At 46.7% G+C, this 24,197-nt stretch carries 23 protein-coding genes; all 23 read right to left on the reverse strand.

The genetic code is table 11. From position 1 onward, the window contains the following. Window positions 1–99: 99 nt before the first annotated feature. Entirely contained in the window at window positions 100–468 is a 369-nt protein-coding gene (gene cheY / locus OCV20_RS12320; protein WP_016767062.1) for a chemotaxis response regulator CheY, read from the reverse strand. A 42-nt stretch (window positions 469–510) separates the two neighbouring features. Next, window positions 511–1,245 carry an RNA polymerase sigma factor FliA gene (locus OCV20_RS12325; protein ID WP_017060667.1) on the reverse strand — a complete coding sequence of 245 codons (735 nt, stop codon included), beginning with the start codon at window positions 1,243–1,245 and terminating at the stop codon, window positions 511–513. Next, entirely contained in the window at window positions 1,238–2,125 is an 888-nt protein-coding gene (locus OCV20_RS12330; protein WP_017060668.1) for a MinD/ParA family protein, read from the reverse strand. Before OCV20_RS12330 ends, OCV20_RS12325 begins: the two co-directional genes overlap by 8 nt. A 13-nt stretch (window positions 2,126–2,138) precedes the next feature. Continuing rightward, window positions 2,139–3,701, reverse strand: a complete 1,563-nt coding sequence (gene flhF / locus OCV20_RS12335; protein WP_048607835.1) for a flagellar biosynthesis GTPase FlhF — start codon at window positions 3,699–3,701, stop codon at window positions 2,139–2,141. A gap of 27 nt (window positions 3,702–3,728) precedes the next feature. Beyond that, entirely contained in the window at window positions 3,729–5,828 is a 2,100-nt protein-coding gene (gene flhA / locus OCV20_RS12340) for a flagellar biosynthesis protein FlhA (RefSeq protein WP_086774078.1), read from the reverse strand. 210 nt (window positions 5,829–6,038) lie between these two features. Next, the gene (flhB, locus tag OCV20_RS12345) at window positions 6,039–7,169 is read right to left on the reverse strand and encodes a flagellar biosynthesis protein FlhB (RefSeq protein WP_017060671.1); all 1,131 of its coding nucleotides are present in this window, start codon (window positions 7,167–7,169) and stop codon (window positions 6,039–6,041) included. 9 nt (window positions 7,170–7,178) lie between these two features. Beyond that, window positions 7,179–7,961, reverse strand: a complete 783-nt coding sequence (gene fliR, locus OCV20_RS12350; protein WP_017060672.1) for a flagellar biosynthetic protein FliR — start codon at window positions 7,959–7,961, stop codon at window positions 7,179–7,181. Between the two features lie 6 nt (window positions 7,962–7,967). Next, window positions 7,968–8,237 (reverse strand): flagellar biosynthesis protein FliQ, encoded by a 270-nt coding sequence (gene fliQ, locus OCV20_RS12355; RefSeq protein ID WP_029235191.1) that lies wholly within the window; start codon window positions 8,235–8,237, stop codon window positions 7,968–7,970. A gap of 11 nt (window positions 8,238–8,248) precedes the next feature. Next, window positions 8,249–9,178: a flagellar type III secretion system pore protein FliP gene (gene fliP / locus OCV20_RS12360; protein ID WP_181949921.1), complete on the reverse strand. Its 930-nt coding sequence runs from the start codon at window positions 9,176–9,178 to the stop codon at window positions 8,249–8,251. Then, window positions 9,165–9,605: a flagellar biosynthetic protein FliO gene (gene fliO, locus OCV20_RS12365; RefSeq protein ID WP_017060675.1), complete on the reverse strand. Its 441-nt coding sequence runs from the start codon at window positions 9,603–9,605 to the stop codon at window positions 9,165–9,167. The genes fliP and fliO overlap by 14 nt, the downstream gene beginning before the upstream one ends. After that, window positions 9,605–10,015, reverse strand: a complete 411-nt coding sequence (fliN, locus tag OCV20_RS12370) for a flagellar motor switch protein FliN (protein WP_004739851.1) — start codon at window positions 10,013–10,015, stop codon at window positions 9,605–9,607. Before fliN ends, fliO begins: the two co-directional genes overlap by 1 nt. 29 nt (window positions 10,016–10,044) lie before the next feature. Further along, window positions 10,045–11,088 carry a flagellar motor switch protein FliM gene (gene fliM, locus OCV20_RS12375; RefSeq protein ID WP_017631770.1) on the reverse strand — a complete coding sequence of 348 codons (1,044 nt, stop codon included), beginning with the start codon at window positions 11,086–11,088 and terminating at the stop codon, window positions 10,045–10,047. 7 nt (window positions 11,089–11,095) lie between these two features. After that, a complete protein-coding gene (gene fliL, locus OCV20_RS12380; protein ID WP_050621056.1) occupies window positions 11,096–11,584 on the reverse strand; it encodes a flagellar basal body-associated protein FliL in 489 nt (162 codons plus the stop codon). Window positions 11,585–11,637: 53 nt separating this feature from the next. Further along, window positions 11,638–13,755: a flagellar hook-length control protein FliK gene (locus OCV20_RS12385; RefSeq protein ID WP_086774079.1), complete on the reverse strand. Its 2,118-nt coding sequence runs from the start codon at window positions 13,753–13,755 to the stop codon at window positions 11,638–11,640. A 182-nt stretch (window positions 13,756–13,937) separates the two neighbouring features. Continuing rightward, window positions 13,938–14,375, reverse strand: coding sequence for a flagellar export protein FliJ (fliJ, locus tag OCV20_RS12390; protein WP_017056876.1), 438 nt, complete (start codon window positions 14,373–14,375; stop codon window positions 13,938–13,940). Between the two features lie 19 nt (window positions 14,376–14,394). After that, window positions 14,395–15,714 (reverse strand): flagellar protein export ATPase FliI, encoded by a 1,320-nt coding sequence (gene fliI / locus OCV20_RS12395; protein WP_086774080.1) that lies wholly within the window; start codon window positions 15,712–15,714, stop codon window positions 14,395–14,397. After that, window positions 15,714–16,514 carry a flagellar assembly protein FliH gene (gene fliH / locus OCV20_RS12400; protein WP_017060681.1) on the reverse strand — a complete coding sequence of 267 codons (801 nt, stop codon included), beginning with the start codon at window positions 16,512–16,514 and terminating at the stop codon, window positions 15,714–15,716. The genes fliI and fliH overlap by 1 nt, the downstream gene beginning before the upstream one ends. A gap of 125 nt (window positions 16,515–16,639) precedes the next feature. Then, entirely contained in the window at window positions 16,640–17,701 is a 1,062-nt protein-coding gene (fliG, locus tag OCV20_RS12405; RefSeq protein WP_017060682.1) for a flagellar motor switch protein FliG, read from the reverse strand. Further along, complete coding sequence (fliF, locus tag OCV20_RS12410; RefSeq protein ID WP_017060683.1) at window positions 17,694–19,436, reverse strand: flagellar basal-body MS-ring/collar protein FliF; 1,743 nt, start codon at window positions 19,434–19,436, stop codon at window positions 17,694–17,696. The genes fliG and fliF overlap by 8 nt, the downstream gene beginning before the upstream one ends. 16 nt (window positions 19,437–19,452) lie before the next feature. After that, window positions 19,453–19,764 (reverse strand): flagellar hook-basal body complex protein FliE, encoded by a 312-nt coding sequence (gene fliE / locus OCV20_RS12415; protein ID WP_017060684.1) that lies wholly within the window; start codon window positions 19,762–19,764, stop codon window positions 19,453–19,455. A 132-nt stretch (window positions 19,765–19,896) separates the two neighbouring features. Beyond that, window positions 19,897–21,306, reverse strand: coding sequence for a sigma-54-dependent transcriptional regulator (locus tag OCV20_RS12420; RefSeq protein ID WP_017060685.1), 1,410 nt, complete (start codon window positions 21,304–21,306; stop codon window positions 19,897–19,899). A 33-nt stretch (window positions 21,307–21,339) separates the two neighbouring features. Continuing rightward, the gene (locus OCV20_RS12425) at window positions 21,340–22,380 is read right to left on the reverse strand and encodes a sensor histidine kinase (RefSeq protein WP_019820743.1); all 1,041 of its coding nucleotides are present in this window, start codon (window positions 22,378–22,380) and stop codon (window positions 21,340–21,342) included. 184 nt (window positions 22,381–22,564) lie between these two features. After that, entirely contained in the window at window positions 22,565–24,031 is a 1,467-nt protein-coding gene (locus OCV20_RS12430) for a sigma-54 dependent transcriptional regulator (RefSeq protein ID WP_017064122.1), read from the reverse strand. Window positions 24,032–24,197 lie beyond the last annotated feature (166 nt).

Genomic DNA, 24,197 nt, shown 5'->3' on the forward strand with positions numbered 1-24,197 from the left:
TTCGGCCTTACTCCGCATACTTTGTGCGCTTAGGCTATCGAGATAAACAGATAACTTATCAGCCAGTGTTTACCTAGAAGTGCCTAAATTTATTGATGCTTATAAGCGATCAAAAATCTTATCAAGTTTCTCTTTCAGCGTTGCAGCAGTGAAAGGCTTCACAATGTAACCATTAACACCCGCTTGCGCTGCTTCGATGATCTGCTCACGCTTCGCTTCAGCTGTGATCATAAGCACTGGAAGGTGCTTAAGTTCTGCGTCTGCGCGAATGTGTTTAAGCAGGTCAATCCCTTGCATGCCTGGCATGTTCCAGTCAGTTACCACGAAATCAAATTCGCCTTTTTTCAGCATAGGTAACGCGGTCAAGCCATCATCTGCTTCTTGAGTGTTGTTGAAACCTAAATCGCGAAGTAGGTTTTTAACAATTCGGCGCATCGTTGAAAAATCATCAACAATGAGAATTTTCATGTTTTTGTTCAAATTAGCCTCCACTGAATAGGATCAGTGTTGTTAGTCGTTCTGTGTCCAAGCACTTAACTTAGTGCGTAAACGCTGCATAGATTGGCTCAGGATTTGGCTGACACGAGATTCGCTGACACCTAACACTTCCCCAATCTCTTTTAAATTGAGTTCTTCGTCGTAATAAAGCGAAAGCACAAGGCCTTCCCTTTCCGGAAGTTGTTTTATCGAATCGATCAAAGCTTGACGGAATGACTCATCAGCAACCCCTTGAAAAGGCGTATTATCTTGAGAGTCTTCATTCGGAGATATTACATCATCTGAGACGCCTAAATCTTCGATTCCAACCAGTCTTGAGCAATTAATGTCAGTTAAAGCACTGTGATACTGCTCTAAACTGAGCCCCATGTGTTTTGCCACTTCGGCATCACTCGGGTCGCGGTTGAGGATACCCTCTAATTCCGCAATTGCACTGCTGATTTCTCGATTGTTTTTATGAACCGATCTCGGTACCCAGTCTCCACGGCGAATGTCATCCAACATTGCCCCGCGAATTCGAATACCAGCATACGTCTCAAAGCTTGCGCCTTTGGTACCATCATAGTTTTGTTGCGCTTCAATCAAGCCGATCATGCCAGCTTGAATTAAGTCATCAACCAATACATTAGGCGGCAATCGCCCCAACAAGTGATGAGCGATACGTTTAACCAACACAGAGTACTTCTCAAAAAAAGCCTGTTGGCTATTGTGATTAGCGTGTTGGTCGTAAGTAAGCGCTTTATTCACCAAATGGTTCCTCTATAAATTCAGTACGATTCAGCAGCCTTTCAACAAAGAACTCCAAGTGCCCACTCGGTGTTTTTGGTATTGGCCAGGTCAATGCTTTGTTAGCCAAAGAGCTGATTGCCAATGCAGCTGGAGAGCGAGGAAACGCATCGACTACGATTTTCTGTCTCTTGACTGATTGACGTACTTTATCATCTAAAGGAATACATGCTACGAGTTCGAGGCTCACATTCAAGAAGCGCTCTGTGACCAAAGTCAACTTTGCAAATAATTCTCGGCCTTCGCGGTAGCTTCTGACCATATTTGCAACAACTTTGAATCGCTGAACTTGGTGTTCTCTGCTCAAAAGCTTAATCAAAGCATATGCATCCGTGATCGAGGTAGGTTCATCACATACCACGACAACCACGTCTTGTGCCGCTCTTGAGAAGCTGATCACCATGTCCGAAATACCGGCTGCGGTATCAACCAACAAGATGTCCATCTCGTCTTCGAGCGAACCAAATGCGCGAATCAAACCAGCATGCTGTGCGTGTGACAGTTCTGTCATGCTTTGTGTGCCCGATGTCGCTGGAATAATTTTAATTCCGTGCGGCCCTTCGACAATCGCATCCTTAAGTTCACATTCGCCAGCCAACACATGCCCAAGGTTTCGTTTAGAACGAATACCTAGCATGATATCGACGTTCGCTAGCCCTAAATCGGCATCTAGCACCATAACTTTTTTGCCTTGGCGCGCCATGCAAATAGCCATACCTAACGTCACATTAGATTTACCAACGCCTCCCTTACCGCCGGTTACAGCGATAACTTTTGTGAGTGAAGGCTTGGTTAAGCGACGGAGGCCGCTAGCTTGATCATGTATCATATTTTCATTCATATTTATCCGCCGCCTAGAGCCCTTCAGAATCGCTATTCCAGTAATGAGGTTCATTCTCTGTAGATTTTTCTAATAGCTCATTAGCCTTAGCAATCATGTACTTTGGCTGAGCTATAACGATATCTTCAGGAACTCGTTGACCATTTGCTATGTAAGCAACTGGTAATGCATTTTGTATTACGACACTGATGAATTCACCTAGACTTAGGGATTCATCCAGCTTAGTCATGATGCATCCCGACAACGGGATTCTTCTAAAGTGTTCAATTGTTTCTTGCAGTACTTTGCGTTGCGCGGTTGCAGGCAACACAAGGTAGCTATTGATAACGGAACCACTCTCTTGCATCAATGTGTCTAACTGCTCAGATAGGCGAACATCTCGTTGTCCCATGCCTGCAGTATCGACCAGAATCAGGCGACGATTACGTAACTGATATATTACATCGGCCAGTTCGCTAGAATCTTTAGCAACTCTTACAGGACAACCCATAATTCGACCGTAGATCGATAACTGCTCATGTGCACCTATACGATATGTGTCAGTTGTCACCAGTGCGACGTTATCCGCGCCATATTCCATGGCAGCACGTGCAGCTAGCTTTGCAACAGTCGTTGTTTTACCCACGCCGGTTGGGCCAAGCAGAGCCACAATACCGCCGCGTTTTAAAATATCTTTTTGTGTAACGGAGATTTGGTCTGCAACCAGAGCTAACAGAGCCTTCCACGCACGTGCAGGTTTAGTATCTTCAGGAATGTAACACGCCATTTGATCGGCAAGCTCTGCAGATACACCCATACGCTCAAGGCGCTTAATAAGCATGGCTCTGAGCGGTTCACGACGCTCAACTTCTTGCCACATTAATCCGGAAACTTGATGTTCTAACAGACGACGAATTGAGGTCATCTCTTCGCGCATCGTTTCCATTTCAGTATCAGAACCTTTGGACTGAGTGTTCTCTCGACCACGGTCATAACGGGTCGGATCCAAGCGAGGTGCAGGGCGCTCAACTCTGCGGTCTTCAGCAATCAACTTAGACAAACCCGTTTCACGAGCAAATGCAGAATCGAGATTGCCGTGAGACTGTTGGTTACCGTGAGACTGCTGATGGCCATGAGACTGCAAATTGCTTTGACTCTGATGACTATGAGGCTTATGACCCGTGCTTGATTGGCGATTGAGCAATGCTGACAATGAATCTTCATTTTCAGCACGATGCTGTGGCTCATCATCGGCGCCATGACTGTATTGCTTAAGCATGTTCGCAAAGCGTTTGGTCATTGAGCGTCCACCTTCAGCATTCGACTGTAGGCTAACCTTGTCATCGTCTAATTGACGTCGCCCTGCAGGGGCTGCGGGCGCGGCCATTTGCGTATATTGGCTTTGTGCAGGCTGCTGAGGTTTATTTAGTCTCTGGCTCGCTGTCGACGGGCTGGATTCGCCATCAATAGCGGCAACAATTTCCACGCCACCTGCGACCTTTTTGTTAGACATGATCACCGCTTCTGAACCAAGTTCTTCTTTAACTTGGAGCAGAGCCGTTCGCATATCTTTTGCAAAAAATCGTTTAATTTTCAATTCGATTGTCCGTTCTAATTAGGCGGCTTAATTACCAACAGCTTGTACTATACGTATCTGCTTTTCGTCCGGTATTTCTTGGTAAGACAAGACTCGTAAGCTTGGGATCGTGTTCTTCACGAACTTAGCCAGAGTCGAACGCAACACGCCAGAGGTCAATAGTACCGCGGGCTCACCTTTCAGTTCTTGCTCTTGTGTAGCGTGGCTGAGGGAGGTCTGTAAACGTTCGGCTAAACCAGGTTCAATACCAGCAGATTCTCCGCCGGATGCCTGCATGGTTTGATGCAAGATTTGTTCCAGCTCAGGAATCAAGGTTATCACTGGCAATTCTGGCTCTATACCATTGATTTCTTGAACAATTAATCTTTTCAATGAGATACGAACCGCCGCAGTAAGTATGTCAGGTTCTTGACTCTTACCTGAATACTCCGACAAAGTTTGGACTATGGTTCGAATGTCACGAATTGGAATCGCTTCATTCAGCAGGTTCTGTAGCACTTTCACAACCACACCCAACTGCAATTGATCCGGTACAAAACCTTCGACCAGCTTAGGTGTTGAGCGGCTAAGCATCTCAAGTAAGTTCTGAACTTCTTCGTGGCCAATGAGCTGTGATGCATTGTTGGTTAGCAGCTGGCTAAGGTGTGTCGCCAGTACCGTAGACGAGTCCACAACGGTATAACCTAAAGCCTGTGCGTGTTCACGCTGCTCTTCACGAATCCAAACCGCTTCAAGGCCAAAGGCAGGGTCAATCGTCGGCTCGCCATCGATCATGCCGTAGACTTGGCCAGGGTTAATCGCGAGCTCCATGTCTGGCTTAATCTCAGCTTCACCCACAGCAACACCCATCAAGGTAATGCGGTAGCTGTTTGGTGTCAGTTCTAGGTTATCGCGAATGTGTACCGCTGGGATCAAGAAACCAAAGTCTTGAGACAGCTTTTTACGCACACCTTTAACGCGTTCAAGCAATTCACCACCTTGGTCTCTATCAACCAAAGGAATTAAACGGTAACCCACTTCTAAACCAATAATATCGACAGGTTGAACATCATCCCAAGAGAGCTCCTTCTGAGAGCCTACTTCTCCATTCGCTTCAACTGTCGCCGGAAGGTTGGGTTGTTCAGCCTTCTTCTTGTTCTTTTTATCGATGTAATACGCCCCCGCTCCCGCAACGATGGCAAGGCTCAAGAACGAGAAATGTGGCATACCCGGAACAATACCCATGATGCCAAGGATGGCGGCGGTGATCATCAAGGCTTTTGGATTGTCGAACATCTGGAAGACAAGTTGCTCACCCATATCTTCATCAGTATTTTGGCGCGTTACCATCATCGCAGCTGCAATAGACAGTAATAGAGATGGAATTTGTGCAACCAGACCATCACCGATAGTCAGTAGCGTGTAGATTTCGATTGCTTCACCAAAACCAAGGTCAAACTGAGCCATACCAATGCTCAAGCCACCAATGATGTTGATGAATAAGATTAAGATACCAGCGATCGCATCACCTTTAACAAACTTAGAAGCACCGTCCATCGAACCGTAGAAGTCAGCTTCTTTGGTTACTTCAAAACGTCTTAGACGCGCCTGGTCTTGGTCGATCAAACCTGCGTTCAAGTCGGCATCGATTGCCATCTGTTTACCCGGTAAAGCGTCTAACGTGAAACGCGCGCTTACTTCCGAGATACGACCCGCACCTTTGGTTACAACCATGAAGTTGATGATCATAAGAATCAAGAACACCACTAGACCTACCGCATAGTTACCACCGATAACCACGTTACCGAAGGCTTCAATCACATTACCGGCCGCGTCGCCACCTTCGTGACCATGGAGCAATACCACACGTGTCGAAGCAACGTTCAAGGCTAATCGAAGTAGAGTCGCAATCAGCAGGACGGTCGGGAATGCAGCAAAATCTAAAGGCCTGCGGGTATAAACCGATACCAATAGCACAACCATAGACAGTGCAATGTTGAAGGTGAAGAACATATCCAACAAGAACGCCGGAATGGGCAACACCACCATAGCAAGCGTTGCAAGTACCATAACAGGTGCACCAATCGCAGGCATGGCACGGTTAGGGATTTTAGGTAGCTTGTCCGCAAAAGGCAGGGAGAATTTCATAAATCTAGACAGTTTCGCTATGTTGTAGCTCTCTGAACAAGTGGATTAGGTCTTAGTCAGGGCTGTTTGCTATGGGCTTATAATGTTCAGGCTACTACAGCAAACACTGTACCAACATCTCACGTCAAATTATCGCCATCACCTCTATAAAAGGAAGATTAGCTAGCTCGCTATTATCAGGGTTCATCACGCAGAGCTCAAGCAATTGATCTAATGACGTAAATCAGGTGGGATCGGCATATTAGAATCTTGCAGTTTTGGTCGCTCACCACCTCGTTTTCGGTACTGTTTAAGCTGGAAAACATATGCAAGCACTTGTGCAACTGCCGTAAACAGACCGTCAGGAATTTGTTGTTCTAGCTCAGTGGTGTGATAAAGCGCCCTCGCCAATGGCGGCGCTGGAACGATATAGATGTCGTTTGCACGCGCAATCTCTCGGATCTTCATCGCCATATGGTCGACACCTTTAGCAACCACAATTGGTGCTTTGTCTTGATTCTGCTTGTAGCGCAGCGCCACTGAAAAGTGTTCCGGGTTGGTCACAATCACATCCGCTTGAGGGACATCAGCCATCATGCGACGCTGAGCCGCTTCCCTTTGAAGCATACGAATTCGGCCTTTCACTTCCGGCTTACCTTCAGTGTCTTTGAATTCGTCTTTGACTTCTTGTTTGGTCATCTTCAATTGATCGGCGTGTTGCCAGATCTGGAACGGGATATCAATCGCCACCACAATCAGCAGTGAACAGCTGATCAACAGGATGAAATTGAGCAAGATATCCAAGGCATGAAAGATGTTCTGCGGGTACACATCCATACTCAGCTGCATTAAATCATGCTGAGAGGCTTGAATCAGATAAATCGCCATCCCCGATACGAGCGCTACTTTAAGAATAGACTTGAGCAGTTCAACCCAACTTTGCAGGCCAAACATACGCTTGATACCACTCAGTGGGTTGAGCTTAGACGCCTTTGGCATCGCCGCTTGCATTGAGAAGTTAATCCCACCGACACCCGCAGCGCCGATGACGGCAGCAACAAACAAAGTTATCAGTATCAAAAACAGCGGGAACAGCAGGTTCACCAGTGCACCACCGGCAATTTCTAAGAGTTTATTGGTGTCAAAGATCTCGTCGCGACTCAAAGAGAACAGGCGTTGCATCGCCTCGAACAAAGCCTTCGCCATCGATTCGCCAAACCACATTAATGCAATTGCACCGACAATAAGTACCGACGCTGACGCTAGCTCTTTTGACCTTGCAACCTGCCCTTTCTCTTTGGCCTGTTGCAAGCGTTTGGGCGTGGCGTCTTCTGTGCGTTCTTGACCGTCTGACTCTGCCATTTCAGTCTCCTAGCAATCTAACCGGATTAGACGACATATCTGTTGTTCGCCCTGCATCCAAAATAGCTCATAGTGACTATATAAGCCGCCAAGGATGTACCAACAAAGCAACAGACCCACGAGTAGCGCAAATGCAAAACCCAAAGAAAAGATGTTTAACTGAGGTGCCGCACGCGTCATTACACCAAAAGAGAGGTTAATCGTTAGCAGCGCGATAATGCCCGACAAGGACATCGCCAATGCCGTTTTGAACATGATACCGAGCCACAATGCGAGCTCTCGAAAATCCACAGAGGTTAGAGAGCCACTGCCAATCGGCAAGGTCTTAAAACTAAACACCACCAGCTGCAGCATTTTCAAGTGACCATCGGTCGCCAAGAAGAACATGGTCGCTAGCAGCATGAACAGCTGACCAAGTACCGGCGTGTTTTGCCCGTTAGCCGGGTCGACCATTGAAGCGAAGCCCAAGCTCGATTGCATGCCGAGGATCTGACCGAGCATAACAAAGGTTTGAATCATGAACTGGGTAACAAAGCCCATGGCCACGCCAATCACGATTTGCTCAAAGACAGTCAGGAAGCCTTGAAAGGACAGAAGTTCAATCTCTTTGGGAACGGCCGGAATCGCAGGCATCACCGCAAAAGTGATCGCCAAACCTAAATACAGACGAATACGCGGAGACACGAAGCGTGCCCCTGTTACCGTCATCACCATCAGCATCGCTGAGATGCGAGTGTATGGCCAAAAATAATTGGCTAACCACTCTAGTACAAGGCTCGTTGGATATTCCATATCGGTCTAATAAAGGACTTGCGGCAAGCGTTCGATGAGTTCGAAAAAGAACTCCATCATCATCTGGGTCATCCAGTGTGCGAATAGCATCAACGCCAACAAAGTTACGATCAAACGCGGCAGGAAACTCAGTGTTTGTTCGTTGATTGAGGTCGCAGCTTGGAAAACAGCCACAACCAAACCGATCAGCAGGCTAGGAATAATGATGGCGCAAACCATGATTAATACCATCCAAAGGGCATCTCGGAACAACTCTACGAATATTTCAGGATTCATTATTCCCCCAGCTACAAGGCAAAACTGCCGGCGAGTGTGGAGAGTATCAAGTTCCAGCCATCAACAAGAACAAACAGCATCAACTTAAACGGCAGCGATACAATCATCGGTGACAACATCATCATACCCATAGCCATCAATACCGATGCCACCACCAAGTCGATGATTAGGAAAGGCAAGAACAGCATAAAGCCGATTTGGAAAGCCGTTTTTAATTCCGATGTGATAAATGCTGGAATCAGAACCGCCATCGAAACATCTTCAGGGTTAGTCACTTCCGCACCAGAAATTTCAACAAAGGTTTCAAGATCTTTGATTCGAGTCTGTTTGAGCATGAAAGACTTAATCGGTTCTTGGGCAACATCAAATGCCTGTCGCGCCGATATCTGTTCATTAAGATAAGGCTGAACTGCTTGTTCGTTAACTTGATTAATCACTGGCGACATGATGAAGAAGGTCAAGAATATCGCGATACCAATAATGACTTGGTTAGACGGTGTTTGTTGTAGACCCATCGCCTGACGCAAAATAGACATCACTACCACAATACGAGTGAACGACGTCATCAAAATCACCATCGCCGGCAAGAAGCCAAGCATGGTCATTAACGCGAGAATTTGCAGGTTGATCGAGTAGTCTTCGCCGCCATTGGCATTGGTTGTCATGGTAAAGGCAGGTATGCCGCCACCATTGCCAGTTAAGCTGCCCGTGGTCATGGTTGTCGATTTGGCTTGGTCTTGTTCCATCGTGCTGATAGTCACCGACTCTGAGCCAGCGGTATTTGCAGGAATGACGGTGCCGTCTTCAGCTTGTGCAAATACCGACACACTGAATACGATTGAGCATAGGAGAATGAGCTGAACCAACCTCACTTTCACCGCTCGGAAAGCTCCGGCTTGGTGAAAGTAAGAGGAGTTCAAAAGTCCGTTACTTGTTTGCATCTTTTTTTATTAGCTGGGAAAGCTGACTTGAAAATGTACTTTTTTCCAGCATCTCCTGAGTAAGAGGTTTATCGAGCTTAGAGATCAGCTGAATCGATTGTGTGGTAATCCCTACCAAGAACTGTTCATCACCCGCTTGCACAATAGCGATACGCTCTTTAGTACCAACAGGGATTTGCCTAACAATCGCCAGACCTTGTTGATTCGACATCGCAGGCACTTGCATTCGCTTGAGTAGCCAAGCAATAAATAAAATGAAGGCTATAACGAAAATTAGCGACCCAAAGGTGGTCGCTAAATCGAGAGAAGGCGGTGTTGCTGCAAAGGCAATGGAAGGAGCCGTTAATAGCCCTACTCCCAAGATTCCTCGTAACAAACCTGTCATTCCGAGAAAAGAGCCCGCCAGTCTTTGAGACAAAAAGCTCATTAACGCAGCTTCTTAATTCGTTCTGTTTGGCTAATAACGTCAGTCAAACGAATACCAAATTTGTCGTTTACTACAACAACTTCACCGTGAGCAATCAGAGTTCCGTTGACCATCACGTCTAGTGACTCACCAGCGATTCGGTCAAGCTCAACAACCGAGCCTTGGTTCAATTGAAGTAAGTTACGGATACTGATCTGAGAGCGGCCAACTTCCATCGAAATAGTCACTGGAATATCCATAATGGTATCCAGCTTACGACGCTCATCTTCAGAAATCGGAGATGATGAATCGGTTAGCTCATCAAGTGGTGCCGCAAGCACATCATCAACATCAATTGACGGCGCTGAAGGGTCTTCACCAAGTGCTGCAGCCCATTCGTCTGCTAGCTTTTGATCTTCACTAGGTTCCATTACCAATTCCTATACTTTTATCTATTTTTCTATTCGTCATCATCGCTGTTTTCGAGTTCAGACATTAAGTCTTTACCTAGAAAAGCGAGATCAGTTTTAACCACATGTGGTCTTTGAATTTTTTCCGAAATCTGTACTGCAAGCTTCTCACCAGAACGTCCCATTTTCACACGATAAGTCGGCAGTTCTTCGACAAACATGGTTGCGTGCTCAGGCATGTTCATTGGGATAACGTCACCAGGGCGCAGCTCCATCAGGTCACGAAGGGAGATGTCTTGCTCTAACAAGTTCACACGGAAGTTAACGGGCACGTCCATGATTTCATCACGCAGTGCGGTACTCCAACGAACATCGGTTTCCATCTTGTCTGATTGAACACCCGCATCAAGCAGTTCACGGATCGGCTCAACCATGGAATAAGGCATGACAACGTGGAAGTCACCACCACCACCATCCACTTCAATGTGGAACGAACTCACAACAATCACTTCGGTTGGGCTCACAATGTTCGCCATACTTGGGTTCACTTCAGAATCCAAGTATTCAAACTCAACCCCCATCACTGGCGACCAAGCTTCTTTGTAATCTTCAAAAACAATTTTCAGCAGTAACTGAATGATTCGTCTTTCAGTAGGCGTGAATTCACGACCTTCAATCTTGGCGTGGAAACGACCATCACCGCCAAAAAAGTTCTCTACGAGAATGAAAACCAGACGAGCTTCCATGGTGATGAGTGCCGTACCTTTCAATGGACGGAAACGAACCATGTTTAAACTGGTGGGTACATACAATGTGTTTTGGTACTCACCAAACTTCATCATTTGTACGCCGTTGATCGACACTTCAGCCGTTTTACGTAACATATTAAACAAGCTGATACGCATATGACGTGCGAAACGCTCGTTAATAAGTTCAAGGGTCGGCATTCGACCACGGACGATTCGATCTTGAGATGAGAAGTCGAAATTGACCGCATTGTCATTTTCGGTTTCTAAGACATCTTCAACTTCTTCAACATCATCAACGCCATGTAACAGCGCATCAATTTCGTCTTGGCTTAATAAATCGGTCACAAATTACCTATTGAATTACGAAGTCAGTGAATAACACTTTTTCAATCACAGGCTGGCCAACAGCTTGAGCCAGGCTTGCTTTAATATCTTCTGTTGCCTTGTCACGCAGTTCAACTCGTCCGGTTGGTGAACGCAATTGGTCGACCGTTGCCGAAGCGAACGTGGCCAGTAGCGTACTTTCTACAAGCGGAGAGTGGTAACGAGCTAGGTCTTCATTCTTACTGCCACGTACCATGAGCTGTGCTTTTATCTGAACTAGGCGATCTTTTTTGTCACCTGTCACATTAAACAAGAAGGGCTGAGGAATATTAACATACATAACAGGCTCTACCGCGACCACAGCTGTTGCTGGCTGAGACTGAGATTCAGAGGCGCTATCGTCAGAACCTAAGAAAAAGTACAGCGCACCACCTATACCAAGCAGTAACACGACTACGGCAATAATGATTATAAGGAGCTTGCTCTTCCCTTTAGGTGCATCTTGTTCTTCTGCCATACTTTACTCTAACTTCCTGTTCTTTCGATTAACTAAGCGTTCTTAGCCTGATATTAGGCATAATAACTAATTCCATCACGCTTTGATGCGACATTCAATTCAAGATTGCTGCCACTATCAAGGTTTTCATCATCTTGCGTATCATTTGTGCGGTTAGCGCCGGATTGTTGCTCACCATTGTTGTATCTATCTTGTCCCTGACCGGAGTTCTGTTGTTGAACAGACGAATCGGCAAGCTGCAGACCTTGCTGAGCAAGCATCTCTCTCAAGCGAGGTAAGGTTTGTTCAATCACATCTCTCGCTTGCTGATTGCTCACGGTAAAGTGCACGTTTGCCACGTCATTATTCATGGTCATGCGGATTTTCATTTGGCCCAGTTCTGGTGGGTCGAGACGGATGTCCAAGTTCTTGAGGTTCTTAGACATCATCATTTGTACTTTTTCAGCCACTTGCTCATTGGCTAGCTCTTTGGTGAGCTGTAAAGGTGCTTGTTGAGCAGCTTGAATTTCAGCTCGCGTAGGTGCTGAACCCACCGTTGCCGTACCTTGTGCACCAGCTGCAGAAGCGATCTGCTGAGCAAAGGTTGAATCTTTAGAATCTTCTTTAGCTCCCGCTTTACCCAAACCAGACAGTGCTGCTGCACCAGCGCCCGCTTTAAGAAGCGTATCAGTCGAGCCTGCTTTTGTGGCAGCTGGCGTTGCATTCATCGCCATACCTTGCGCGGTTAAAGCTGGATCCAACGTTGCTTGCTGCTGAGGTGAAGCAACATTAGCTTGTTGAGCTGCATGCGCATTATTGGCGTGCAGCATCGCCGCCTTATCCGTAACAGCATTGTTTGCTGATTGAGAAGCGGCCTGCGCTGACACTTGTTGTGCCGCCGTCGCTACAGCTGCTGTTGATACTGCCGCAGCTAAGGCTTTAGTTTCGCTTGAATCCGTATTATCCCAATCGATAGCAGCGGGTTCACCGAGCGCGCCGTTCACAGCCGGAGCTTGACTTAGCAAAGCTGTTGCTTGTTGTTGAACGTTAGCGAGCTGTTGATTCAACAGGTCTAGGTTAGAGGTCGCTTTAGCCAAAGCGGCTTGCTCATCAACCGTCAACTTAGCACCACTTTGTTGCTTCTCAAGCAAGCTATCGACAACAGACTGCTCTGATTCGATTTGTCCATTCAATTGGTTTAGCGCTTTGGTATGGGCATCTACTTGCTTTGCCAGTTCAATATCCGCGGCTGACAATGCTTGGCTCTGATCGGCAGTAACCGCACTAGCAGCATTCTTTTGGCTCAGCTCTCGGCTCATACTGGCTTCAATTTGTTCTGGAGTGACGCCTTTATCCATTAACTGTCGAATTTCAGCATCAGTCAGCTGAGAAACCCCCTTACCTCCGGTAAGTACAGCGATTTCAGAATCGACTTCAAGGCTCTTCTCTTGATTTGCAACCTTAGCTTGTTGTGTCGCCTTATCCGTAACGGAAGCTCCTGCAACAGAAGCACCGGTGATATTACCTTGGGCTTGATCTACCTGACCTTGCTGAGGCAAGCCTTTGCCGTTTGGCGCTTGATTGAGAGTTTTGTTTGCCTCATCCAATTGACCAAGCAATTTATTGCCTTCACTCATCGCTGCATTAGCTTGCGATGCCTGCGTAGCTCCATCTACAGCTGATGAAGCCTGAGTTTGAGATTGAGCAACCTGTTCTTTAGAACCGTTAGTCGTAGCCTGCGCATCTTTACCATCTGCCTTATCTGCCTTATCTGCGACAGTCTTATCAGCGACAGTGCTATCAGTGCCCGAATTGGCTTTGAGCTGAGCCTCAGATCCAGACTCTGCTGATGTTTTATCAGCAGCTTTCTCGCCTTCTGCTTCTGAAGCTGCTTGCTTGCTTTTTGCTTCGCTCACTTCGTCAGTAGCCTTTGGTTCTGCTGAATCAGCTTTGCTCGTTTCGGCTGACGCTTCACCTTCGGTAGAGGCCTGTTTAGTATCAGGTTTCGTGGTACTTTCTGTGTCTTTTGCTGCGGCTTTACTGTCACTTTCTTCAAAGCCAAGCGCTTCTTTAAAGGACTCAAAGAAACCTTTAGAGTCGCCGGTTTCTTCTACCTTGGAAGAGGCAGAACCGGTGTCCAACAACGATGACGTTTTGTTGGTCGCTGAATTTGAGGAAAGACTAACATTCATATATACAAGCTCTATCTACTAGCTTTGCTACCATGAATCAGGCAACAAAAAGAAAGTCGGATGCTTTTCATGCCTTTGGTGGGCATAACGCGCAATTTTATATAAAACGGAGCAAGAAACATGCCTATAAGTTCGGTTCTCACAATATCGAGAACAGCACTGACGTCATTCGTGGCTTAGGATCACATCTTCTTTCGGCTGTATAACAGAGTCGAGAACTCATCCATTTGCTTTTGCTCTCTTTGATCTTGCAGCTTTGCTTTCTCTTTCTGCTTTTTCTCCATCAACCACTCGTAGGATTTACGTTTTTTGCGTAACTCCATCCAGTAGCTTTGGCAGTTGTCGACTTGATTTTTAAAGTGGTGCTCGGCTTCTCTCTGTTTGGATAATGTCTCATCCAACTGAGTTAAGAAGCGGTTCAAGTGACCATATTGGCTCGCCGTTAAACCAGCCTTGCCGCGGTCAACGAGCTGCTGACAGTAATCCAGTCGATACTTTTCAATCTGCGCAACTTGCTCATAGTAACCTTGCAGCTCAGAGTTCGCTTTGTTGAGCGCGAGTACAGCTTGGTTCTCTTGATCTTTAGCTTGATCGAGCAAAAATTCTAATGCGTTATCCATGACTAACCTTATTCACTCGTTAGCCACCCAAGACATGCTTCAACATGTTGACGCACATATCGTATGGAACGGTCTCTTTCATCTTCTGCTGCAAGTACTCATCCAGTTTTGGTTTCAACGTGAAGGCACTATCGATTGCTGGATCCGTTCCTGGCTTGTAAGCACCAATCGACACCAAATCTTGGTTTTTACGACAGATAGACAGCACTTGCCTTACCGCTTTCGACATCAAGACATGTTCTTCAGTAGTGATTTGCGGCATAACACGACTGACGGATTTCTCAACATCAATCGCAGGATAATGACCGGCATCGGCCATTTCACGCGACAACACAACGTGACCATCGAGAATCGCTCGCGACGCATCGGCAATCGGATCTTGTAGGTCATCGCCTTCGGTTAACACGGTAAAGAAGGCCGTGATCGAACCTTGCTCATCGTCACCATTACCCGCACGTTCCACCAGCGCAGGGAGCTTGGCGAAAACTGATGGCGGATAACCTTTGGTTGCTGGCGGCTCCCCCACAGACAAAGCAATTTCACGCTGAGCCTGAGCAAAACGGGTCAATGAATCCATGAGTAGCAGAACATCTAAGCCTTGGTCGCGGAAATACTCGGCGACAGCCAGCGCGGTTTGACAGCCTTTTAAGCGCATCAATGGTGATGAGTCGGCAGGAGCGGCAACAACAACCGAACGCTTACGGCCATCTTCACCAAGAATTTCTTCAATAAACTCTTTAACTTCTCGTCCACGCTCACCGATTAGACCGACCACCACCACTTGCGCAGTAGTGCCTCGAGTCATCATCCCCAGCGTGACCGACTTACCCACACCAGAACCTGCAAACAGGCCGATACGCTGCCCTTTACCCACGGTTAGCAAACCATTAATCGCTTTCAAGCCGACATCGAGTGGCTCAGAAATCGGTTTACGTGCTAACGGGTTGATTGGTTCCGCATTAAATGAAGCGCGTTGCTCGGTATAGATTGGACCTAAACCGTCGAGTGGATTACCAACGCCGTCGATCACTCGACCGAGCAGTTCCATTCCAACAGGGATACCACTTTCGGTGGTCATTGGTGTGACGCGAGCGCCAGGTAAGATCCCGGTGATTTGTTCACTCGGCATCAAAAATAGGTTATCGCCAGAGAAACCGACGACTTCGGCTTCCATCTGACCAGACATGGTTTCCACTAAACACAAACTGCCGATTGGCGCTTTACAGCCGGTCGCTTCAAGCGTTAAGCCAACAACGCGTACTAACTTACCAGAGGCAATTGGTCGCGATTTTAGCCCCTCGACTTTGTACTGACTGAGACGATTCACTAACTCAAGCATTACTCATGACCTTGGTGACGATTTGCGCCACAGAAGTTTTGAATGACGTTCTTTACGCGATCTTCCATGCGGTAGTTAACACTCGACTCACCCGCTTCAATTTGTACATCACCACGGTTAAGTGCCGGCTCTGCGACCAGCGTCCAATTACGGCAATCCAACTCAGTTTCGCCATAAGCAGAGCGAATGATCGCCACATCTTCTGGGTTAAGCTTCAATGTGATTGCGTGACCAGAGATCGGCAACGACTCTACCGATTCTTTAACGGTATCTAATATGATTTGTGGGTTGGTTTGCACTTCAACATGAACCACTTCTTTGACCATGGTAAGCACCATGTCGACCAATTGCTTCTCCACCTGAGCGTTCATCAGCTCTAATGGTTGAGCGAACTGGTTTGCCAGCCCCATGAAGACGGCCACTTGCTGTTGGATATATTCTTGGCCCGCGGTTACACCTTCAAGCTTGCCGGCCTCGTTGCCTTCTTCGTGACCTGCGGCAAAACCTTCTTCTTTGCCTTTTTCATAACCTTGCTTAAAGCCCGCCTCTTGGCCCTGATGCAGTCCTTCCTGATAAGCACCTTGTTTAATCAGCTCGATTTGCTCTTCAGTCAGAACCAGTTCTTCGTCTTCAATGGCTTCTTCAACCGTTGGCATCCAACTAGGGTCGTAGTTAAAGGCGGTTTCTTTGGCTTGTTTACTCACATCAGAGGTGTAGTCAGGCAGCCCCCATTTCTGAGGTTGGGCAACCGTATTATCTTCTTCAGGGCGAAGGAAGCCGCGTTTTCTATCACCTGACATATCAGTACCTATCTATGAGTGAGCTTAACTGTATTGTGAATTCAAGCAGTTAAACTGAGTTAATCTGTAGTTCGAGATTGGATAAAGAAAAGCCCCAACAGTGTGGGGCTTTTGAGGTTTCTGTATTAAAGGAACTCGTCGGCGCCACCAGACAGCATAATTTCGCCACTGTCTGCCATCTTCCTCGCAATACCCAAAATCTCTTTCTGAGCCGCTTCAACGTCAGAGACTTTCACTGGCGGCATCGCCTCAATATCGTCTCTCATCATATCGGCAGCACGTTTAGACATGTTCTTGAAGATCTTCTCACGTAGACCTTCATCGGCACCTTTAAGTGCTTTCTGTAGAATGTCTTGTGGAACATCACGTAGTAGACGTTGAACACCTTGGTCATCAACTTCAATAAGGTTTTCAAAGACAAACATCAGATCTTGAATCTGCGTTGCCATGTCTTCGTCTTGATCACGGATTTGATCCATCAAGACGCCTTCCACGTTGTTGTCCATGTAGTTCATGATCTCAGCCGCGGCTTTCAGACCACCAATTTTGGCTGCTTGAGCACCCGCTTGACCCGCGAACTGTTTCTCCATGATTTCGTTCAGTTCAGCAAGCGCCGAAGGTTGAACTTCTTCAAGGTTGGCAATACGCATCATCAGATCCAGACGAACGCGCTCTGGGAACTGAGACAGGATCTCAGCCGATTGATCGGCATCGAGGTACGACAACACAATAGTTTGAATTTGAGGGTGCTCATTGATGATAATGCTCGCCACCTGACGAGGATCCATCCACTTAAGCGAATCCAAGCCTTTCGAACCTGTACCAAGAAGGATTTGGTCAACAAGGTTATTCGCCTTGTCTTCACCCAGAGCAGCAACTAACGCATTACGCATGAAGTCTTCGCTGCCCATACCAATGTTGGTGTACTTCTGAATATCATCTAAGAAAGCACGGTGCACAGCGCCTACTTTCTCTTGGGATAGGTCTGTAGCTCGCGCCATCGCACTACCCACACGCTGAACCTGCTTTGGCTCTAGGTGACGAATAATACCAGCAGCGTCTTCTTCATTTAAACTGAGCAACAAGATCGCAGCGCGCTCATCGCCTGAGATAGAGCCGATATCCACGCTAGAGACATCAAGCACTTCACCGCCTTCAGTTTGTTGTGGAACTATTTCGTTAGCCATCTACCATCCAATTCTTAACTACTTGAGCTGCTAGCTCTGGTTCATTCGCTACAAGTGCACGTACTGCTTTCAGCACGTCCTCGTCTTTATGAAGGTTTGGTAAGTCGATACTTGAACCAAATTCAAACAGCTCACCACCTTCAATATCACCACCAATTAAGCTGGTTTCGCCGTCGGCACCAATTGGCATACCATCAGGGCCGTACATCTGTTCATCGTTGTCTGCTGCTGGGTTAAGCAGTTTCTTCATTGCAGGGCGAACAAGTACCAACACCACCACAATAATAACCAAGGCACTTGCAAACCAACGAACCCAATCATTGAAGTTTGGATGCTCCCAGATTGGTACATCAGCAACAACATCTGTTACTTGAGGTGCAAACTGCATGCTTAATACGTTTAGCAAATCACCACGAGTTTCATCAAAGCCCACCGTACCAATCAGTACTTGGCGAATCGCATTGATCTCGCTCGCCGGAATCGGAGTATGAACCACTTCACCCGTATCTGGGTTCAAGGATTGGCGGTCTTTGATCGCAACAGAAACCGTCTGGCGATTAACCGTGCCGCTCTGTTTACGTTCATGACTGATGGTGGTGTCTAGCTCAAAGTTTCGGGTCGCTTCTTTGTGAACAGAGCCTTGGCCTGTCATCGCGCCGTCTTTCATCTGAGCCACATCTTGTGGAATTGAGGCATCCGCTGGAGGCTGGTTACTCAACGCACCCGGAATACCTGCCACAGTATTGCCGTTGTTGTAATCTTCTAAGGTGTATTCACTTCGAGTCGCCGGTGTATTCGGATCAAAACGTTTTCTGGTTTGCTCCACAGCACTGAAATCGAGCTGAATATCAACCTGAGCGGTGTAGTTACCAAACCCAAGAATAGGAATCAGGATAGAGTCAATTTTTTCACGCAGCGCTTGTTCTTGATTGCGCTCTAACTCGTGTTCTTTACGACGCGCCGCTGACATAGGGTCTTGAGAGCCTGAGCTCAACAATCGACCATGCTGATCGGTCACCGTAATACGTGAGGTTTTCATTCCCGGAACAGCACTTGCCACCATATCCACAACAGAATCGACTTCTTGCTGCTTGAGATTAGTACCTGTTTTCAGGGTCAGGAATACGGAAGCGGAAGCTTCTTGATTATGACGTACAAAAACACTCTGCTTCGGCAGGGCCAATAAAACCTGAGCTTTACGCACCTGTTTCATCTGCTCAATGGCTTTGGCAAGTTGTCTTTCACGGCTTAATTTAAGGCGTTCTTGTTCTAAACGTTGTGATACACCAAAACCCATGTCTTGCATGAGGATGTCATCACCCGCGTTTCGCTCTTGGTTCAAACCCGCTCGTACCATATTAAGCTTTAATGAGTTGTACTCACTCGCCGGTACTGAGATGGTATTGCCTTCAAGCGTGTAATCGATCTTTTGCAGATCTAAGTAATCAAGAACGGGGATCAATTCTTCTGTTTCGTAAGCCCCTAATGGACGCATTTCTGGTTCTTTCACCCAGAAAAACAGCATCACAATCAGCGCTACACAGATAGAGATAGAAAGGACTAAGACGACCTGACGAAGTAAATCAAGATCACCGACAGCCATATCGAACTTCGATGAACTGCGTTCACCTAGATCGGGATTTTGCCCTTCTCCGTCTAGCTCAGAGCCTGCAATCAGTGCATGGTCGTTGCTATCGCTTACGGTTAAATCTGTTGTTTGACTATTATCTGCCACTATTTAACTACCCAACTTATACCGGCATATTCATCAGCTCTTTGTACGATTCAACCAATTTATTTCTAATTTGGATCGTCGCCTCAAAAGCCACACTAGATTTATTACGAGCAATCATCACGTCCGATAGGGATACGCTTTGGTCGCCACTATCAAAACGAGCTTGAAGATCACCTGAGGTCTTTTGTAATGAGTTCACATTATTGATGGCATTAGTCAGCATGTTGCCAAAATCTGCACCGACCGCTTGCCCCGTTGCTGCGGGACGCGCGCTGGCAGCTTCGACCATCATTGCCTGCATTTCGCCTTGTAAACCATCTATTCTCATCTACTACCTCAGGAGTCAAAATTATGACCATCTATTTAGCTATATTATTGACAGAGCAATTAGCGTGCCACACATTAAATTGACTAGATATCGTATTACACTAGTCAGAAAGCTGACACTACTAATCTATCCTTAGTTTGGGATATCTATTCCAGCATCGCGCATTTTAGCCAATTTGTAACGCAGTGTACGAGGGCTAATGCCCAGTTTTTCTGCCATATCTTTGCGTCGGCCATTACATGCAATCAGGGTTTCAAGAATGATCGCATACTCTTGATCTCTAAGCTCATTACCTAACCCTTCGCTGCTAGCCGCGATTTTATTGATTGGGTTTGCTTCGGCAATAGGCTTGATTTCTGGCGCAGCTACGTCACTGCCTTCGACGATTTGTTGTAGGCTGCTTGCGTCTTGCCAATCGACACCTTCAAGAAGGATATGCTCACCAGAGATGTTCTCTTGTTCGCTCAATATTAACGCACGCTGTACCACATTGTCTAATTCGCGAACATTGCCCGGCCACGGATAATTGACGAGTTTGCTGATCGCTTGCGCTGACATAACCGGTACAGGCATACCAAGTTTGGTGCAATGACGCTCAACTAAGTGCTTGGCTAAAGGCTCAATATCACCTTTTCGCTCACACAGTGGTGGCCAAGAAATTGGGAATACATTCAAGCGGTAGTATAAATCCTCACGGAAATTCCCTTCAGAAACATACTGTTTAAGGTCTCGGTTACTGGTCGCTAATACACGAACATCCAATTTGATGCTCTTACGACTACCTAATCGCTCAACTTCGCGTTCTTGCAAAACACGCAGTAGTTTGGCTTGTAGGCTAAGATCCATCTCACTGATCTCATCCAACAGAATCGTACCGCCCTGCGCTTGCTCGAATTTGCCCGGGCAAGCTTGAATAGCGCCAGTAAATGCGCCTTTTTCATAACCAAACAGGGTCGCTTCTAACATGTTGTCTGGGATCGCCGCGCAGTTAATCGCGACAAACGGGCCATCTTTTCGGCTAGAAGCATTGTGAATGTAGCGAGACATCACCTCTTTACCAGAACCACTTGGGCCCAACACCATGACGTTGGCATCGGTTTTCGCAACTTTATCAGCCAGCATCATTAGCTTGATACTTTTCTCATCAGCAACGATAGCGTCGCCATTGTCATCCGACTTTACAGGGGCATAACGGCTGACCATGTTGAGCAGCACTTCCGGCGCAAATGGCTTTGCCATATAGTCGATAGCGCCCTCTTTCATTGCAGCAACGGCATCTTCGATGTTGGCGTACGCTGTCATTAGCAATACCGGCAAATTTGGCCAATGCTGCTTGATGTTTCTCAATAGCGCCAAGCCACCCATGCCCGCCATCTGCACGTCAGATACGACAATATCAACGGAGTTCGATTTTAATTTGACCAGAGCATCTTCCGCACAATCCGCTTCCAGCCATTCATAGCCAGCAAGCGCGAGAGTGTCGACAAGGGCTTCGCGTAGACCTTCATCATCTTCGACGATTAACACTTTGCTTTGAGCCATAGGATTCTCCAGTGTAAATTCAGTTAAAACTTATTAGTCTTCAGAAGAAGCACTTCTTTCAAGCGGTAGACACATGGTAAAACATGCGCCGTCGCCTTCTTCTGATATCAATTCCAGTCGGCCTTCATGTGCTCGACATACCATTTGTACAACCGCTAAGCCTAGACCTGTACCTTGTGAACGAGTGGTAAAGAAGGGTTCCATAATTTTACCTTGAAGCTCTTTCGGTACGCCGGGGCCACTATCTTGCACTGATATCTTAAGCTCGCCATTTACGGGCCTAAAAAACACATCGATCTGCGATTCCTTACCCGCAATTTGAACCGCGTTCAACACTAGGTTGCTTAACGCTGAGGCGATAGCATTGGCGTTGCCGAACATTTGAGTCTGTTCGCCCTCAACTTCTTGGCAATAATCAATCTGGTTAGTTTTCAATGCCGCTTCCACCATAGGGTGAAATTCGGTAATCAATTCAGCCACAGTAAATGGCTTAACGACTTTGTTGTCACCACCTTTGGCAAACAACAACATGTCGTTCACTTGCTTCTCTAAGTCATGCAATCTATCCATAAGCTTAGATTGAAAACGTGTCTTTGTTGCCGGCGGCAGGTTTGGCGCGGCAAGATTTGATGCATACAGCATTGCACTTGAAAGCGGCGTACGAACCTGATGGGCAAGCGAGGCCACCATTCTGCCTAATGAAGACAAACGCTGAAGATCACTCACGCGAGACTGCAAGAGTCGGGTCTCGGTCAGATCGGTAATCAAAATCAGCTGACCCGTGGTAGAGGCTGAAATCGCCAAACGCACTTTTCGCCCGTTCTTCAATGAGATCTCATGACCGTCATCGTCTTTTGGGTCGAAGGCACTTTGAATCACTGAAAACCACTTCTCGCCAACTAACTCAACACCAAGAATACGGTGCGCTTCAGGGTTCGCTTCTCTCACTTCGCCGTGTGTATCTAACAAGATGACCCCTGCTGGCATCACGTCGAGTACTTGCTTATAGCGCTCAACCTGCTGTTCAACAGAATCTAGGTGTGATTGATTTTCTGGTTCGTTAGATACGTGCATGTCAAAAATTTGCCTCAAATACTAAAACAGCCTGAGACGTACAACACGAGTCAGGCTATTTGCTATATTTATCACATAGTTAAGCAAGCAACAACTCGACTATGGTTTATCTGTTCACTTAGCTAGAGTTACCAAATAGCTAAAAAGTGTGTGCTAGTTTTTCGTTTTCATCGAAAACTGGATACTATCGCTGCAAGTTATATTTACGCATTTTTTCAACCAGAGTGGTTCTACGCATTCCAAGCATGTCAGCAGCACGAGCAACAATGCCGCCCTGCGCTTCCAACGCTTGATTGATCATATTCACTTCCATATCCGCGAGGAGCTCTTTCAAGTTAACCCCTTCTGGCGGTAACTCTTGAGGCGCATTAGCATTGTCGGCAATATCATCTTGCTGATCAAAGCTGAAATCTTCTGAGAACAAGTCAGCAAGTGCATCACGCTCTTGCTCCTCTTCAGATCCAAAGCTATTAAACTCTGGCTGGAACTCAGGGATATCGCTGTATCGATATTTAGTTGGCAGGTGATTCACATCAACCAAGCTGTTTGGATACAAGATAACCATTCGCTCAACCAGGTTCGCTAGTTCACGAACGTTACCTGGCCAGTAATGCTCCATCAAAGAGTTGATAGCACGAGCCGTGAAACAGATAGGCATGCTGCCTTCCGCTTCCATTCGAGTCATCAGCTCTTGAAGCAACAGTGGAATATCTTCTTTACGGTCTTGAAGTGCCGGCATTTCAATCGGGAATACATTCAAGCGGTAGTAAAGATCTTCACGGAACGAATCATCGTCGATCATATCTTCAAGGTTGCGGTGCGTTGCCGCAATCACTCGAACATCAGCTTGTATGGTGCTGTTGCCACCTACACGCTCAAAGCATCGCTCTTGCAGTACTCGTAGCAGCTTAACTTGCATCGCCATCGGCATATCGCCAATTTCATCAAGAAACAGTGTGCCACCTTCAGCCAATTCAAAACGGCCTTTACGTGCGGTAATCGCCCCAGTAAATGCGCCCTTCTCATGACCAAACAGTTCACTTTCAAGCAAATCAGGTGGAATCGCGCCACAGTTTACAGGAACAAAAGGCCCTGAACGACGTTTAGAGTGATAGTGAATGTTACGCGCTACGACTTCTTTGCCTGTACCAGATTCACCAAGAATCAGCACGTTCGCTTCCGTAGAAGAGACTTGTTCAATTAAGTGACGTACTTCTTGAATGCCAGCACTTTGTCCTACTAGGCTGCGAAACAGGGTGTTCTTGCGTGCCGAAGACACAACTTGAACACCTTTGCGGCCTAAGAAATCTTTACAGTGTCTTAATGCATCACTTAATTGCGGGTAGTTAAGAGGAAGTTCAAGCTCACCAACATAGTTAGTCAACTCGTCAACCGGGTGATTGTTTTTGCCAATCACCAGTAAAGGGATGTGATTGGCGTGAACAAGCTTCTCATTCAGTAATGCGTTGAAGCCTTTACCTTTAATGGTACCAATAATGCAGCCGGCCCACTGTAGTGACCAGTCAACTTTACGTGCTTGTTCAGAGCTGATTACTTCGCAGCTCTCTCCTACAAACTCTAATATTGTGCTTAAATTGTGACGATCTTGAGCGTTATCGTCGACGACAAGCAGTTTTGCCAAACCTTGCATAAGTAGGAATTATTGCCTTTATTTTGGTGCGATGCGGAAAAACGGTGAGCAACGTAGTCTATAAAACAGTGAGATGTATCAATGATTATGGTCTACGTGGACAAATTTAGGAAATCAGCAACGAAAAAAGCCATTAGGCTATCTAATGGCTTCTATTTTATTTGAT

This window comes from Vibrio coralliirubri, from assembly GCF_024347375.1.
GTDB lineage: Bacteria > Pseudomonadota > Gammaproteobacteria > Enterobacterales > Vibrionaceae > Vibrio > Vibrio coralliirubri.

What these genes read in the sequence shown, in the direction of transcription:
- OCV20_RS12420 (WP_017060685.1), bottom strand. Translation starts at nt 21,306, where the DNA reads ATGGCTCAAAGCAAAGTGTTAATCGTCGAAGATGATGAAGGTCTACGC.
- fliN (WP_004739851.1), bottom strand. Translation starts at nt 10,015, where the DNA reads ATGGAACCTAGTGAAGATCAAAAGCTAGCAGACGAATGGGCTGCAGCA.
- flhB (WP_017060671.1), bottom strand. Translation starts at nt 7,169, where the DNA reads ATGGCAGAGTCAGACGGTCAAGAACGCACAGAAGACGCCACGCCCAAA.
- fliG (WP_017060682.1), bottom strand. Translation starts at nt 17,701, where the DNA reads ATGGCTAACGAAATAGTTCCACAACAAACTGAAGGCGGTGAAGTGCTT.
- fliH (WP_017060681.1), bottom strand. Translation starts at nt 16,514, where the DNA reads ATGTCAGGTGATAGAAAACGCGGCTTCCTTCGCCCTGAAGAAGATAAT.
- fliR (WP_017060672.1), bottom strand. Translation starts at nt 7,961, where the DNA reads ATGGAATATCCAACGAGCCTTGTACTAGAGTGGTTAGCCAATTATTTT.
- OCV20_RS12425 (WP_019820743.1), bottom strand. Translation starts at nt 22,380, where the DNA reads ATGCACGTATCTAACGAACCAGAAAATCAATCACACCTAGATTCTGTT.
- fliO (WP_017060675.1), bottom strand. Translation starts at nt 9,605, where the DNA reads ATGAGCTTTTTGTCTCAAAGACTGGCGGGCTCTTTTCTCGGAATGACA.
- OCV20_RS12330 (WP_017060668.1), bottom strand. Translation starts at nt 2,125, where the DNA reads ATGAATGAAAATATGATACATGATCAAGCTAGCGGCCTCCGTCGCTTA.
- fliP (WP_181949921.1), bottom strand. Translation starts at nt 9,178, where the DNA reads ATGCAAACAAGTAACGGACTTTTGAACTCCTCTTACTTTCACCAAGCC.
- fliQ (WP_029235191.1), bottom strand. Translation starts at nt 8,237, where the DNA reads ATGAATCCTGAAATATTCGTAGAGTTGTTCCGAGATGCCCTTTGGATG.
- OCV20_RS12430 (WP_017064122.1), bottom strand. Translation starts at nt 24,031, where the DNA reads ATGCAAGGTTTGGCAAAACTGCTTGTCGTCGACGATAACGCTCAAGAT.
- fliI (WP_086774080.1), bottom strand. Translation starts at nt 15,714, where the DNA reads ATGCTTGAGTTAGTGAATCGTCTCAGTCAGTACAAAGTCGAGGGGCTA.
- fliJ (WP_017056876.1), bottom strand. Translation starts at nt 14,375, where the DNA reads ATGGATAACGCATTAGAATTTTTGCTCGATCAAGCTAAAGATCAAGAG.
- flhA (WP_086774078.1), bottom strand. Translation starts at nt 5,828, where the DNA reads ATGAAATTCTCCCTGCCTTTTGCGGACAAGCTACCTAAAATCCCTAAC.
- fliL (WP_050621056.1), bottom strand. Translation starts at nt 11,584, where the DNA reads ATGGCAGAAGAACAAGATGCACCTAAAGGGAAGAGCAAGCTCCTTATA.
- cheY (WP_016767062.1), bottom strand. Translation starts at nt 468, where the DNA reads ATGAAAATTCTCATTGTTGATGATTTTTCAACGATGCGCCGAATTGTT.
- fliE (WP_017060684.1), bottom strand. Translation starts at nt 19,764, where the DNA reads ATGAGAATAGATGGTTTACAAGGCGAAATGCAGGCAATGATGGTCGAA.
- OCV20_RS12385 (WP_086774079.1), bottom strand. Translation starts at nt 13,755, where the DNA reads ATGAATGTTAGTCTTTCCTCAAATTCAGCGACCAACAAAACGTCATCG.